The organism is methane-oxidizing endosymbiont of Gigantopelta aegis (assembly GCF_016097405.1).
In the GTDB taxonomy this organism is placed as follows: Bacteria; Pseudomonadota; Gammaproteobacteria; order Methylococcales; family Methylomonadaceae; genus Methylomarinum.
The window spans coordinates 1351625-1366583 of the sequence record NZ_JAEHGD010000001.1 but is presented as its reverse complement, the minus strand read 5'-3'; the positions used below and the strand labels follow the sequence as shown (position 1 = coordinate 1366583).

Genomic DNA, 14959 nt, shown 5'->3' with positions numbered 1-14959 from the left:
ACAGTCATCATTGAATGACTCAAAAGACTGTATAATTTGATCGCAATTCACACTGCGCCCGTAGCTCAGCTGGATAGAGCGCGGCCCTCCGGAGGCCGAGGCCAGAGGTTCGAATCCTCTCGGGCGCGCCATTTTGACCTCTACCCCCAAATGGCCATTTTTGCTCTGTGCCCTGTGTGTGCCCTATCTGTGCCATGCCCATTAAAACCCATTGATCTCAATTAAGGATTTTGACCTTTACCCTCATTTCTGTTTTCGGCTAATTTAAAAGCTAGTCGGTCTGATTAGAGCTAAAATGTTCTTTGCCAGTACTTTCGGAATCTGCAGCGTGATTCAAGCTTCGACTAAATCAGATTTCGATAAAATTCTAGATAAGTTCGTCCAAAACTTGATACAGGTGAGACTGGCAATTTTCGGTACGCCCGGTCAAACTGAAAACTTACAAGACTTATCGCTAACAAAACCTGAACTTTTGACACCAAGTGTTGAAAAAACCAATGATCAACCCAAGAAAATAGAAAATAATCCGAAGCCTGTTATTAACAAGGTAAAAATCAGAATCGGCATCATGGATTGTACCGAACTGCAAACCACCACCTTTGACTGATAATGTCATATTATCCGTACCACTCCGCTTTCGCTATGTGTGCGGATAATTATCGCCCCCCCACAGCTTCTTCAGTTTTACCTCACAAAAACACGTTATTAGAGGATAGCTTGCACGACTAATCCTCTTTTGCATATTTCAAGGCTAAACTATTCAGACTCATTTGTAACATGTTCATCGGGCAAATACTCGAATAGATCGCCGACTTCGCAATTAAAGTATTCACATAATGTATCCACTACGTCTTTTTCTATCCTTGTATAGGTTTCATGATAAAGGCGCGTAATAGTTCCTCTATTGATATTTGTGTCTTTTGCTACATCACTAATTTTTAACTTTCTCTCGCCCATAATACGAGATAGATGGCATTTAATCATCTTAAACTCCAAAAAATAATCTACTGCAGACCAAAATAACTTGCAAAAGATTTTTTTGACCCTATAATGCTCTACAGGAGAGCAAAATACTCTTCTATTTAAATATTAATTTTACTACAGAACATTATAATTTGGAGAAAGATTATGTCTTTAACTTATTTAACCACTGCCGAATTATCAGAAAAAATCAAGTATGACCCACGTACGATCCGCAATGTATTGAAGGACAGTGTATTGCTGGAAGGTCGCCACTATATTCGTCCATTTGGTGGGCGCAAAATCCTTTTTATCTGGGAACATATCGAAACAGATATGACTCAATCCGAGTCCGATTTTGCTATTCCATTAAGCAAAGGAGGTTTCTGCCATGGGTAGTATCCGAGTACGTCGAGAAACCGGTAAATTGTTCTTTGACTTCAAATATCAAAACATCCGTTGCCGCGAACAAACCACATTGGAAGATACCAAAATCAATCGTAACCGTTTACAGAAGGTGATGGATAAAATTGATGCGGAAATCACGTTAGGAATCTTCAACTATCGTACCTATTTTCCTAATAGTTCGATGGTTGCTAAGTTTGATCAACTGGAAACCCGCAAGCGAATTCTAAGCGGCGATGCCAAACCCAAGTTTAAGGACTTTGCCGCCGAATGGTTTGATGAAATGCAGGTGGGTTGGCGACATTCGCATCAAGTGACGGTGAAGCGGATGCTGAATGACCGGATTATGGAATGGTTCGGGGAAATGGAGGTCAGCCACATCACTAAAGCAGATATTTTGAAATTTCGCGCTTCCCTCGCCAAAGTGACGCGCAAAAATGGCAAACAGTTATCTGCAGAATACATCAACAAGTATATGAAGATTCTCCGGATGGTTCTTAATGAAGCGGCTGACAGGTTTGATTTTACGTCACCTTACCGAGGAATTAAACCGCTAAAAAAACCAAAGTCACATATCGATCCATTTTCGCTGGATGAAGTAAACCTAATTCTGGCCAATGTTCGGGCTGATTTCAAAGCTTATTATACGGTGCGTAACCGTTCACACCCTTATAACCGCTTGCTGCTCAGGGATAGGTAAGCGGTAAGAGACTTGGCCATCTGTCAGACCCTGAGTGCAAATCGTTCTGAGGGTTTGATACAGATTAAGCCCTAACCGTCTACAGGTCTCGATCACGGACAAGATCATCGGCCGAAACTGATCGCCGCGGTGTGATTGACTGAAAAAACTGATTTTCCGCCAGATAACATAAGGGCGCAACGACCTCTCCGCGGCATTGTTGGTCAGCGGCACACCGGGATGGTCCAGAAAGGTCCAGAGCCTTGGAAAATCCTTTAGCAGTTTGCGGCAGCTGTTGCCGGTTTTGGTTTTTCCATGGATGAGTGCGCTCTGTTCCAGTTGGGTTTTGAGGCGTTGACGGAGCTTTTCCAGTCGCTGTCGATAATGCTGGCTTTGATAGTCGCTTTGTTGCCAGCGTTTGGCGCATCGTACCCCTAATCGAGCCAGCCTCAGCAATTTTTGACCGTCTTTGCCTGCTTGTCCCCGGCGTTGGGCTATTTTTTCCAAGTTACGGATGATATGCGCCCAGCAATATTGGTGTTTATTGGCTGCATAGTCGTTGTAAGCACCATGGCGGTCGGTGACTAAGACGCCATTGAAGTTGCCGAGTAAAGCGTTGGCCGCGCCTTTACCGCGCGAATAGTGGGTCAGAAAGTAGGCGGCCTGGTCGGTGGATAAGGACCAGAGCCAGTAGGTGCTGCGATTCCGGTAGTGTCGGGTTTCATCGGCATAGCCGAGATTCGCGGCACGAACCGCTTCACCGATTTGTTGATAGATAGACGGGGCCAGCCAGTCATTGAGCTTTTTCTGGCTTTGGCTGATAGCTCCTAAACTGAAGGTCAGGCCCCATTGTTCCTGGAGCAGACTTTCAATCTGTCTTAAGGTCAGGTGGTAACGGCCATTTATCAGGTTGATCCAGGCAATCAGACCCGGCCCCATTTGGCCGGCAGGAACGGCGTCGGGCAGATGGGCTTTATGGTGCTGTCCACAGCGTTGACAACAACCTGCGTAGCACTGATGTTCGGTGACTTCATAGCGCACTTCAGGTAAATCAAAAACTTGATGGCGTTGGTAACGATCTATCTGGACTGTTCCACCACAACCACAGACTGCATGCGGATAGTAGCGCTTGATGTGGTCGACCTGGTCTTCGGGCAATAACGTCCGTTCGTGCTTTTTGTGGCCCGTCTGCGCCCCTTTTTACGCCCCGTCGGGGTTTTGCGGTGGCGTTCCGCGCGTTTTTAGGGCTGTCTTGTGAGGGCGGTGCTGAGGAATTGTCGGAACCATTATTTAATTGTTCCTCCAGTTCCTCTTTCCAGATTTGGAGTTGCCTAATCGCTTCCCACAACGTCAAAATCACCTGGTGAGACTCTTCTAATGTCTCAGGCAAAGGTGGCGGTTGGGTGAAATCCAGTGGGAGTTTGCTCATACACGAATTTTCTGATTTTTTGGGTGGTTTGGCAAGTGTTGTGAACGGTTACCAACCAACGCTCTTTTTTAATTTTCATGATCAAGAAAAATGGCTAGACCTTTAAGACTGGAATTTGCAGGTGCCTTGTATCACATCACGTCTCGAGGTAATCGTAAGGAGGCGATTTACGAGGAGGATGACAATGTCTAACAGCCATTCACAACCACTTAATTTATCTGGAAGTCATCCTGGCGCTATTTCACAGTGCTCTTTGGATTCATCGTTTAATTCCGCAAGCTCGATGGATAAAACGGATCTAACAAATCCAAGTGTGCTGGCACATTTGACTGATTGTTTACTATTTGCTTGTGTCACCGATGACACAAGGTCATTATCGGTCAGACTGGGTCTACCTGAGTCACTTTGTGACCGCGATGCACTGTCAGCCTGGATTTTGACTGAACACAGAGCATCAAATTCATCGATGCAAGTGCCTTATTCAATTACCTGGCCAATCAACTGGATGCCATCTTGAACAATCAGCGGAGGGACAACGTATGAGACAGACTATGACACAACATGACGCGGTATTTTCTACGGTGACCCAGGCTGTCACAGAACACAGTATGACACATGCTGACCCAGGTCAAAATGCGACAAATCGAGTCAGCCAAGTCTGTCAGCTTGAGTCGGTGTTGACCAAGCATTCGGCACAGCAAAACGGCCATATCATGACGTTACAATTACCTCATCAGCACCGTATGCGCGTGTGGCTTCCCGCATCAGACAAGGTGTCGTTACCGGCGATGGAGTCGGTGCTATATGTTGAAACAGAATTGCTACAAAGACCGCTAAAGGGAAACACAAAGTCTTCGGCACCCCTGCATTCGCTGCGATTATTGCGTTATTGGCAACCGATCGAATCGGACTATTCGTTGAGCTATTTGCAAACGCTGTTTGACAAAACACCCAAGCCTCACGCTTTGTTGCGATTACTGGCGTTGATCGCCCGTTTGCAGGATAAGCGCTTGCAGAAGCTGCTGACGACGTTGTTTTCGCGAATAGACATTGCCGCTCCTTTTATATCACTACCAGCGAGTTTTAATCACCATCACAGTATGCCCGGAGGGTTGTTGCTACACAGTGTGGAATGCGCCGAATGGCTGGAGTCTATTGCCTTCTCAACGCTGTCAAAGCGTGAAGCGCAATTAACCCTTGTAGCGGCCTTGCTGCATGACTTGGGTAAGATTGAAACGATGTCCCAATCGGATGCCCCTGTGTCAGACTAGTTGTCGCCTCTATTAAAACAGAGGAATAAAACGATGTCCCAACGTTATAGTAAAGCATTTAAAGAACAAGCCATATCAAAAGTATTGCAACGTGGTGATAAAACGATACAGTGTATCGCTGATGAATTGAATGTAAACTTGTTTACCCTTAAAAACTGGCTAAAGAAACCTCGTACAACGCCTATGACAGACACCCCGATGAATAAACGCCCAGCTGACTGGTCAATGGCAGAGCGTTTTGCTTTATTAATGGAAAGCGTCGCTTTAGAAGGTGAGGCGTTAAATGCCTTTTGCCGTCAACACGGTATATTTCCGCATCATCTTGATGTTTGGAAAGACGAGTTTATCAAGAAAACCGACAAAGCAGAACAATCAGGAAAATCCCGATCAGACAAGTCTTTACGGGATGAGATAAAACAACTGGAAAAAGAATTAAATCGCAAGGAAAAGGCCTTGGCAGAAGCCGCCGCCTTATTGGTGCTCCAAAAAAGTGCCGAGCGTTCTGGGAGGAAAAGGCGTGATGATTTCTCTTGCAGAACGCGAACAATGGTTGGAATATTTTGATGAAGCCGTCGGCCTGGGCGCAAGAAAATCAAAAGCCGCCGAGATCATCGGCATCAGCTTACGCACTTTGCAGCGTTGGCAAAAACTGAAACGCTATCCGTCGATGGCCGGACACAGCGTCAGTTTACCCCGAGCCATAAGCTCAGTGACGAGGAACGAGCCGAGATACTTGCTATCGCTAATTCGGACGAATTTAAAGACTGTACGCCGCATCAAATCGTGCCGATATTGGCCGAGCGTGGTCAATATATTGCTTCAGAATCCAGTTTTTATCGAGTTTTAAGGGAGGCCAATCAATTATCACACCGGCATACCAGTCGGACACCTAGCTCGCGCAGCAAACCGAAAGCCTTGACCGCAACATCGCCCAATCAGATTTACACTTGGGATATCACCTATCTGGCAACGCAAGTCAAAGGACAGTTCTTTTATCTGTACCTGTTTATGGATATCTTTAGCCGTAAAATTGTCGGCTGGCAGGTCTACCAGGAAGAAAGCAGTCAGTATGCGGCCGATGTCATCACCGATATCTGCCAACGTGAATGCATTCAACGCGAGCAGGTGGTTTTGCATTCTGACAACGGTAGCCCAATGAAAGGCGCAACCATGCTGGCAACCTTGCAAAAACTGGGGGTAGCGACTTCACTCAGTCGGCCAGCGGTGAGTAATGACAATCCTTATTCCGAATCCCTATTCAGGACGCTTAAATATACGCCTAAATATCCTTCACAGCCCTTTGAGACAATAGCGGCTGCCAGGGAATGGGTCGCAGGCTTTGTGGACTGGTACAATCACCAGCATCGGCATAGTGGTATTCAATTTGTCACACCGGCCCAACGCCATGAGGCTAAAGATCAGGCGATATTAATCCAGCGTAAAGCGGTCTATGAGGCCGCTAAAGCTCAAAACCCCAAACGATGGAGTCAACATACCCGAAACTGGGATTGGCAATCTGACGTCTGCCTAAATCCTGATAAACCGAATGATTCGCGCTCAGTCAACAAGCCCAATATCATTCATTAATTTTCAACTTTTGGCGACAGTTACTTTGACATTTACCGTACTCCGTTATGAATTAGAAACCTTCGTTTGTGATGGTCAATACCAAAAAGGAATGGAGCACATCCTTGAAACCTATTTAAAAAATATAGACCAGGCGCAACAGCCTGCCGTTTGGGTAAGTGGATTCTACGGTTCTGGTAAATCACACCTGGTGAAAATGCTCCGTGCGCTTTGGGTTGATACGGTTTTTGAAGATGGCGCTACAGCTCGCGGCATCGCTAATTTGCCACAAAATATTCAGGATCATTTAAAAGAACTCAGCACACAGGCTAAACGACATGGTGGTTTACATGCCGCATCGGGCACACTGGGCGCTGGTGCGAGCGGCAGTGTTCGCCTGGCTCTTTTACGGATTATTTTTAAATCAGTCGGGCTTCCAGAGCAGTACCCTGTAGCCCGTTTTGTCATGTGGCTTAAATCTGAAGGCATCGAGAACCAAGTCCGTAGCCAGGTAGAACAAAGTGGGTTTGACTGGGAAGAAGAGCTGGACAATTTCTATGTTGCCGAAGGTTTGCATGAGGCCCTGGTTAAGGCCAAACCCAATCTATTCACATCACCTGCCTCCTGTGTCGAAACCCTGAACAATCTGTATCCCTATGTCCAGGATGTCTCCAGCGACGATATGCTCAAAACCATTCGTCAAGCGCTTACCCATGACGGCAAATTTCCGTTGACCCTTGTGGTACTCGATGAGGTTCAACAATACATTGGAGAAGACAGCCAACGCTCGATTGATGTCCAGGAAGTAGTCGAAGCCTGTAGCAAGAATATTGGCGGCAAACTGCTATTTATCGGTACAGGCCAGACAGCCGTAACAGGCACCAGTAACCTGAAAAAGCTGGAAGGCCGTTTTACCATTCGCGTCGAACTATCCGATGCCGATGTCGATGCCGTCATACGGCAGGTTATTCTTGCCAAAAAACCTGAAGCAAAAGCGCCCATTGAACAAATCATGCAAACCAACCTGGGCGAGATTTCCAGGCACCTTGCTGGCACCACCATTGGTCATCAGCAGGATGATATTCCCTATTTTCCACAGGATTATCCTATTCTTCCAGTTCGTCGCCGCTTCTGGGAAAACACCTTACGTGTACTTGACCAAACCGGTACGGATAGTCAACTCCGTAACCAGCTCAGTATGATTCACAAGGTCATCCAAACGAATTTAAATGACCCTCTGGGAAATGTCGTACCAGCAGACTATCTCTACTTTGATTCCGCAGATAAATTGTTACAGTCACGCATTCTGCCTCGCAAGGTGCACGAAAAAACCATGAGCTGGAGCAAGGGTACTGATGACGAAAAACTCATGGCGCGTGCCTGTGGTCTGGTATTCCTCATAAACAAACTCGCCAGTAGTAATCATGAAATCGGTATCCACGCCACAATAGATACCCTGGCCGACCTGCTGGTTGAAGACCTGTCACAGGGTTCCGGCGCACTTCGCAGCAAACTGCCGGGGCTACTCGACAAATGCGAACTGCTGATGAAGGTCGGGGATGAATACCGTATTCAGACCGAGGAAAGCGCTGCCTGGCTCGATGAGTTCTTGAGCCAACGATCCGCGCTCTCTAACGAAGCGCATCGCATCGAAGCAGAGCGTGACGACCGCATCCGCAAGAAATTCGGTGAGATGGTCCGCAAGCTCTCTCTGACCCAGGGTAACTCAAAAGTCACGCGTGACATCTACCCACTGTTTGATGCCAACCTGCCGGCTGATGCCAATCAGCGCATATACGTCTGGGTGCGCGATGGATGGAGTATCGATGAAAACTCCGTGCGGGCCGATGCACGCCAGGCTGGAAATCAATCACCCACGGTTTTTGTGTTCATTCCAAAACGCTCTGCCGATGACCTGCGCCATCATCTGATCGACTACAAAGCGGCCAGCGCCACCCTGGATAAACGCGGCGTCCCCAATACGCCGGAAGGTACTGAAGCCCGTGCAGCCATGGAGACTACCAAGCAAACCGCTGAAGGGAAAATTCGCGAATTGTTGGAAGAAGCATTCTCAGGTAGCCGAGTTTTCCAGGGTGGCGGTAACGAAATTCTTGGCAATGATTTGCAGGATATGATTTTGGAAGCCGCAGGCAATTCGTTACAGCGGCTCTACCCGCAGTTTCATATCGCCGATCATAGCGGTTGGTCAAAAGTCTATGAAAAAGCAAAAAAAGGCGCGCCTGACGCGCTGAAGGCCGTTGGCGATGAAGGTGAACCAGTCAGGAATCCAGTGTGCAAAGCCATTCTGGGCTTCATTGCCGGTGGCAAGAAGGGTGCGGATATTCGCGCCCAGTTTGAATCAGCGCCTTTTGGCTGGTCTCGTGATGCCGTCGATGGTGGTCTGCAAGCGCTGTTAATAGCTGGACTCATTCGAGCCCAGGACGAGCGTGGTCAAACCATGGACCCGAAAGAACTGGAACGTAAATCCATTGGCAAGGTGATGTTCAAGGTAGAATCCGCTACTGTTACCACGGCTCAACGGATTCAGATTCGTAAACTGTTACAAAAAGTTGGGCTAACCGTCAAACAAGGTGAAGAATTGAGTTATGTACCGCAGTTCCTGCAAAAAATGATCGAACTCGCCAATCAAGCGGGCGGAGAAGCCCCTAAACCAGAGCAGCCAGAAACGACTTTTCTCGATGAAATTCGCCTTACCGCAGGCAATGAACAACTGCTGTCCCTGTACAACCGGCGCGAGGAGCTTGGCAACCATATTGATGTCTGGACTATTCTTGCCGAGCGTATCAGCAAATGCTGGCCAAATTGGCAAGTCTTAACACGCCTGGCGGCTCACGCCACCGGTATTGCAGATGCAGAGGTGATTCTTGCTCAAGTCAAAACCATTGAGCAACAGCGCCAACTGCTCGAAGAACCCGACTTGATTACACCACTCATTGCCAACCTGACTCAACGACTACGGGATGAACTCAATCGCCTGGATCAGCAATATGAGGCAAGTCACAAACAAGGCATGGAACGTTTAGAAGATGATTCAAACTGGCAGCAACTGGAACCTGAACAGCGCAATCAGTTGTTAGCGGAACAACGACTAACATTTAAGGATCGACCCGGGGTAAAGCTTGAGAGCACTGCTGATGTACTCTCAACCCTCGACAACTGCGCTCTGTCTATGTTTGCCGATCGTGTTGCCGCTATGCCTGCCCGCTTTGATAATGTCGCAATGGGTGCAGCAGAACTTTGCGAACCCAAGGCACAGTTTATTCAGGTGCCTCGTCGTACTCTCAAAACGGATGAGGATATTGAGGCTTGGACTGAAGAGGTTAAACAACAGTTAAAAGCCGCCCTGCAACAAGGTCCGGTGGTGATTCAATAGGAGGCTGAAATGCTTGAAAAAATAAAACTTGAACGATTTACAGCCTTCGAGAAATTGGAAATTGGTTTCTCTTTGGGTATCAATATCTTTGTGGGGGAAAATGGCACCGGCAAAACGCATATACTTAAAGCACTCTACTCAGCTTGCGATATTTCCAAAACACAACAGGGTCTGGCCGAAAAACTCAACAGAGTTTACCTTCCGTCAAAAAATCAAATCGGTCGTTTGGTCAAGCGTTCTCCGGTCAGCAGTAAAGGTTTTGTTGAAGTTTGGAGAAAAACCTTAGAAGGAGAAAAAATACGCATTCGACTCAATCTTTCCAGCCACACAAAAACACCTGAAAAAGCAACCGAAAGTGGCACCCCTAAACAGTGGAGAGAGCATCCTGTCGAATCCGTCTATATACCGGTTAAAGACATGATGGCCAATGCACCTGGGTTTCGTTCACTTTACAGCTTGCGGAATATCCACTTTGAAGAGGTCTATGCCGACATTATTGACAGGGCCTTTCTGGGAACATTAAAAGGTCCTATTGATGCTTCGCGCAAGCAATTACTGGCCATCTTACAGAAATCGATGGATGGTAAGGTAATCACAAAAAATGAAGAGTTTTTTCTAAAAAACAAGCAAGGTGAACTGGAATTCACCCTTTTGGCAGAAGGGTTGCGCAAATTGGCGCTCTTATGGGTTCTTATTCAAAACGGAACGTTAACGAATGGCTCCATACTGTTTTGGGATGAACCGGAAACCAATTTAAATCCAAAGCTGATGGAAACCGTGGTAGAAATTCTCATCGAGCTGCAACGCATGGGCGTGCAGATTTTTCTCACCACTCACGATTATGTCATCCTGAAAGAGTTTGATCTGCAAACTAAAGCGGAAGATAAAATACGCTATCACAGTCTGTATCGAGACCAGGAAATCGGTGAAATTAAGGTTACTTCTACAGACAATTACCTAAATATCTCTCCAAATGCGATTGATGACACTTTTGGCCTCTTGGTTGAACGGGAAATCAAGCAATCTATGGAAGGAGGGCAGAATGATACTTGAAGAGGGAAATATTCGAATCAACTTTCAAAATGCACTGGATGGGTTCAAGTTTGATGATTCTGATAGAACAAGCACGAAGTTTCACGGGCTATCTCATTGCATGAAGGCTGTAGACTTTGTCGTAGAGTTAAATGATAGTTATCTGTTTGTAGAAATAAAGGATTTCCACAATTCAGACCAATATACGGATAGTGCGAAACTTAGCAACCTTGTTAAAGTGCTTGTCACTAAATTTCGAGACTCATTCATTTACCGTTGGGCAGAGAACAAAAACGACAAACCAATCAAATACCTTTGCTTAATGGAATTGGAGAATGCATCAATTTCACGATTGATGAAAGAATTAAAAAGGCAACTTCCAGAAAAAGGGCCAAAAAACAGGTGGCAACAGCCCATCGCAGCAACTTGTGTTGTTGCCAACATAGACCGCTGGAACGCCAGTTTTCCAGATTGGCCGGTGAGTCGTCTTAAAGCAGGAGGAGCATGATGCAGCCTCTTGAAAAATTACTACGCAATCAACTCGAACGAACCATCAAGGAAGCCCGCGACACTGCCGAGGAGGCTGCCCGCGCTGCGCTGGAACAACTCGGTGTAGGTGAAGCCACCCCGTTTACCCATTTAAGCGAACAGGATCGTGAACTGCGCCGCAAGTTACGTGTTCATGGTCGTCAACTGGGTGACTTGCGTAACGACAGGGGAGAGCAAGAGATAGAGAGGCTGGTGGAAGAAGTGGCCTACGAGCATTGGCACCGCATGTTGTTTGCCCGCTTCCTGGCCGAGAATAACCTGCTCATGTACCCGGACCCGGATGATCCGGTAGCTATCACCCTGGAAGAGTGCGAAGACTTGGCTGCCGACGAAGATGCGGCCAATGGCTGGGAACTAGCCGCTAGGTTCGCCGCTCGCATGCTGCCGCAGATCTTCCGTCTCGACTCCCCGGTCTTTCAACTGACTTTGCCACCGGAGCATCAGCAAAAACTGGAACGCCTGGTGTCCGATCTGCCCCTTGAGGTCTTTACTGCTTCCGACTCGCTGGGCTGGGTCTACCAATTCTGGCAGGCCAAAAAGAAAGATGAGGTCAACGCTTCCGAAGTGAAGATAGGTAGCAGGGAACTGCCCGCCGTTACCCAGCTTTTCACCGAACCGTACATGGTCAGCTTCCTGTTGGATAACTCCCTGGGGGCGTGGTGGGCGGCACGTCGTCTCACCGAATCGGACCTGAAAAACGCCTGCAGCGAAGAGGAACTGCGCAGCAAGGCATCCATACCGGGTGTACCGCTGGATTACCTGCGCTTTGTACAGCAAGAAGATGGTACCTGGACACCGGCTGCGGGAACCTTCGATGGCTGGCCGGAACAGCTCTCCGACTTGAAAACCCTCGATCCCTGCTGCGGCTCCGGACACTTTCTGGTCGCTGCCTTTCTGATGCTGGTTCCGATGCGGATGGATCTGGAGGATCTGTCTGCCCGTGAAGCGGTGGATGCGGTATTGAAGGAGAATATTCACGGCCTAGAACTGGATCAACGCTGCGTGGAACTGGCCGCCTTCGCCCTGGCGCTTACCGCCTGGAAATACCCCGATGCGGGTGGCTATCGCGTATTGCCGGAACTGAATGTGGCCTGCTCTGGATTGGCAATCAGCGCCAAGAAGGAAGAGTGGCTCGCTCTTGCTGGCGACGACACCAACCTGCGCCTGGCACTGGAAGAGCTCTACAAACAATTTAAGGATGCGCCGGTGCTCGGTAGCCTTATTAACCCGGAGGCCAGTCTGGGCAAGGGATCGCTGTTTGAACTGAAGTGGGAAGAGGTTGGGCCGCTTCTGACAAAGGCGTTGGCGGGTGAAAAGGATGATGAACGGTCAGAAATTGGCATTGTTGCAAAAGGGATAGTAAAGGCGGCGTTTCTGCTTTCCCACAAATACGATTTGGTTGAAACAAACGTTCCCTATTTGGGTGTTTCAAAGCATCATCCAAGACTCCTTGAGTTTATTGAAAAGTGGTACACCGTTGGCAAATACGATTTGGCGATGGCGTTTATTGAGAGGATTCGTGAGTGGATAAAGCCTTTTGGAAGTTATGCGCTAGTCTCTCTTGGTGAGTGGCTTTACCTTGGCCCGTACGCACAGTATAGAAAAAATTATCTTGAAAAACATCGGCCGCTCTTTGTGTTGCGCCTTGGGTGGAATGCATTTTCTACGCCAATTCGAGCAAACCCTGCATTATTGATCTCATCAGTCGACGAAAAGATAGGAGATTCATTTTCACTGTCGGATTGTTCAGCTAACAAGTCACTTCAAGAAAACATGGATTCAGCCATTGGGTGCTCTGTAGATAGAGTTAGTGTGGCTGATATACGCGGCAATCCAGACATGCGTTTTATTACTAATTTGGCGTCTGATGCTGCCTTGCTTAATGAATTTGCTGAGGCTAGAAGCGGCTTGCACGCTGGTGATTTGCACCAATTTTTCAAGATGCACTGGGAAGTTGAAAAATTTTCCTGGATTTGGGAGCCAGTTCAAACTGCAATTAACGAGATTGCTAGGTTTTCCGGTAGAGAACAAGTTATTCGTTGGGAACAAGAGAAAGGTACCCTTGCCGCTCTCGGTAAATGTCAAAGTAACTGTCGCCAAAAGTTGAAAATTAATGAATGATATTGGGCTTGTTGACTGAGCGCGAATCATTCGGTTTATCAGGATTTAGGCAGACGTCAGATTGCCAATCCCAGTTTCGGGTATGTTGACTCCATCGTTTGGGGTTTTGAGCTTTAGCGGCCTCATAGACCGCTTTACGCTGGATTAATATCGCCTGATCTTTAGCCTCATGGCGTTGGGCCGGTGTGACAAATTGAATACCACTATGCCGATGCTGGTGATTGTACCAGTCCAAAAGCCTGCGACCCATTCCCTGGCAGCCGCTATTGTCTCAAAGGGCTGTGAAGGATATTTAGGCGTATATTTAAGCGTCCTGAATAGGGATTCGGAATAAGGATTGTCATTACTCACCGCTGGCCGACTGAGTGAAGTCGCTACCCCCAGTTTTTGCAAGGTTGCCAGCATGGTTGCGCCTTTCATTGGGCTACCGTTGTCAGAATGCAAAACCACCTGCTCGCGTTGAATGCATTCACGTTGGCAGATATCGGTGATGACATCGGCCGCATACTGACTGCTTTCTTCCTGGTAGACCTGCCAGCCGACAATTTTACGGCTAAAGATATCCATAAACAGGTACAGATAAAAGAACTGTCCTTTGACTTGCGTTGCCAGATAGGTGATATCCCAAGTGTAAATCTGATTGGGCGATGTTGCGGTCAAGGCTTTCGGTTTGCTGCGCGAGCTAGGTGTCCGACTGGTATGCCGGTGTGATAATTGATTGGCCTCCCTTAAAACTCGATAAAAACTGGATTCTGAAGCAATATATTGACCACGCTCGGCCAATATCGGCACGATTTGATGCGGCGTACAGTCTTTAAATTCGTCCGAATTAGCGATAGCAAGTATCTCGGCTCGTTCCTCGTCACTGAGCTTATGGCTCGGGGTAAACTGACGCTGTGTCCGGCCATCGACGGATAGCGTTTCAGTTTTTGCCAACGCTGCAAAGTGCGTAAGCTGATGCCGATGATCTCGGCGGCTTTTGATTTTCTTGCGCCCAGGCCGACGGCTTCATCAAAATATTCCAACCATTGTTCGCGTTCTGCAAGAGAAATCATCACGCCTTTTCCTCCCAGAACGCTCGGCACTTTTTTGAGCACCAATAAGGCGGCGGCTTCTGCCAAGGCCTTTTCCTTGCGATTTAATTCTTTTTCCAGTTGTTTTATCTCATCCCGTAAAGACTTGTCTGATCGGGATTTTCCTGATTGTTCTGCTTTGTCGGTTTTCTTGATAAACGTCTTTCCAAACATCAAGATGATGCGGAAATATACCGTGTTGACGGCAAAAGGCATTTAACGCCTCACCTTCTAAAGCGACGCTTTCCATTAATAAAGCAAAACGCTCTGCCATTGACCAGTCAGCTGGGCGTTTATTCATCGGGGTGTCTGTCATAGGCGTTGTACGAGGTTTCTTTAGCCAGTTTTTAAGGGTAAACAAGTTTACATTCAATTCATCAGCGATACACTGTATCGTTTTATCACCACGTTGCAATACTTTTGATATGGCTTGTTCTTTAAATGCTTTACTATAACGTTGGGACATCGTTTTATTCCTCT

The 14959-nt window shown here is 47.4% G+C and carries 9 protein-coding genes, 1 tRNA gene and 5 pseudogenes; 11 read left to right on the top strand and 4 right to left on the bottom strand.

The window, feature by feature from the left end:
* Nucleotides 1-54 precede the first annotated feature (54 nt).
* Together JEU20_RS06845 and JEU20_RS06840 are read left to right on the top strand one after the other, a co-directional pair.
* Nucleotides 55-131 (top strand) — tRNA-Arg (locus tag JEU20_RS06845).
* Nucleotides 132-328: 197 nt separating this feature from the next.
* Nucleotides 329-607 carry a hypothetical protein gene (locus tag JEU20_RS06840; RefSeq protein ID WP_198244476.1) on the top strand — a complete coding sequence of 93 codons (279 nt, stop codon included), beginning with the start codon at nt 329-331 and terminating at the stop codon, nt 605-607.
* Nucleotides 608-756: 149 nt separating this feature from the next.
* On the opposite strand, the gene JEU20_RS06835 is transcribed toward JEU20_RS06840, so the two are convergent.
* Nucleotides 757-984 carry a helix-turn-helix domain-containing protein gene (locus JEU20_RS06835; RefSeq protein WP_198244475.1) on the bottom strand — a complete coding sequence of 76 codons (228 nt, stop codon included), beginning with the start codon at nt 982-984 and terminating at the stop codon, nt 757-759.
* Nucleotides 985-1128: 144 nt separating this feature from the next.
* Here JEU20_RS06835 and JEU20_RS06830 point away from each other — a divergent pair, with 144 nt between their 5' ends.
* Both JEU20_RS06830 and JEU20_RS06825 read left to right on the top strand, forming a co-directional pair.
* Nucleotides 1129-1359, top strand: coding sequence for a hypothetical protein (locus JEU20_RS06830; protein ID WP_198244473.1), 231 nt, complete (start codon nt 1129-1131; stop codon nt 1357-1359).
* Nucleotides 1352-2065 (top strand): Arm DNA-binding domain-containing protein, encoded by a 714-nt coding sequence (locus tag JEU20_RS06825; protein WP_198244471.1) that lies wholly within the window; start codon nt 1352-1354, stop codon nt 2063-2065. Before JEU20_RS06830 ends, JEU20_RS06825 begins: the two co-directional genes overlap by 8 nt.
* Here the strand turns inward: JEU20_RS06825 and tnpC are convergent.
* Together tnpC and JEU20_RS15850 are read right to left on the bottom strand one after the other, a co-directional pair.
* Nucleotides 2027-3223 (bottom strand): annotated as a pseudogene (gene tnpC / locus JEU20_RS06820) (IS66 family transposase); the annotation flags it as partial. The gene JEU20_RS06825 and the pseudogene tnpC sit on opposite strands and share 39 nt — an antisense overlap.
* 19 nt (nt 3224-3242) lie before the next feature.
* Nucleotides 3243-3473: pseudogene (locus JEU20_RS15850) on the bottom strand (DUF6444 domain-containing protein); the annotation flags it as partial.
* A 90-nt stretch (nt 3474-3563) separates the two neighbouring features.
* Between JEU20_RS15850 and JEU20_RS15130 the strand changes: the two are divergent.
* From JEU20_RS15130 to JEU20_RS06790, 7 genes and pseudogenes are all read left to right on the top strand, one after another.
* A pseudogene (locus JEU20_RS15130) lies at nt 3564-3659 on the top strand (addiction module toxin RelE); the annotation flags it as partial.
* A 365-nt stretch (nt 3660-4024) separates the two neighbouring features.
* On the top strand, nt 4025-4744 hold the full coding sequence (locus JEU20_RS06815; RefSeq protein ID WP_198244467.1) for a TraI domain-containing protein: 720 nt from the start codon (nt 4025-4027) through the stop codon (nt 4742-4744).
* Nucleotides 4745-4777: 33 nt separating this feature from the next.
* Nucleotides 4778-6331: pseudogene (locus tag JEU20_RS06810) on the top strand (IS3 family transposase).
* On the top strand, nt 6291-9704 hold the full coding sequence (gene brxC / locus JEU20_RS06805) for a BREX system P-loop protein BrxC (RefSeq protein ID WP_198244466.1): 3414 nt from the start codon (nt 6291-6293) through the stop codon (nt 9702-9704). Before JEU20_RS06810 ends, brxC begins: the two are co-directional and overlap by 41 nt.
* Before the next feature lie 9 nt (nt 9705-9713).
* Nucleotides 9714-10757, top strand: a complete 1044-nt coding sequence (locus tag JEU20_RS06800; protein WP_198244464.1) for an AAA family ATPase — start codon at nt 9714-9716, stop codon at nt 10755-10757.
* Nucleotides 10747-11244 (top strand): hypothetical protein, encoded by a 498-nt coding sequence (locus JEU20_RS06795; protein ID WP_198244462.1) that lies wholly within the window; start codon nt 10747-10749, stop codon nt 11242-11244. The genes JEU20_RS06800 and JEU20_RS06795 overlap by 11 nt, the downstream gene beginning before the upstream one ends.
* Entirely contained in the window at nt 11241-13406 is a 2166-nt protein-coding gene (locus JEU20_RS06790; protein WP_198244460.1) for an Eco57I restriction-modification methylase domain-containing protein, read from the top strand. The genes JEU20_RS06795 and JEU20_RS06790 overlap by 4 nt, the downstream gene beginning before the upstream one ends.
* Here the strand turns inward: JEU20_RS06790 and JEU20_RS06785 are convergent.
* Nucleotides 13396-14945, bottom strand: a pseudogene (locus JEU20_RS06785) (IS3 family transposase). The gene JEU20_RS06790 and the pseudogene JEU20_RS06785 sit on opposite strands and share 11 nt — an antisense overlap.
* Nucleotides 14946-14959: the final 14 nt, after the last annotated feature.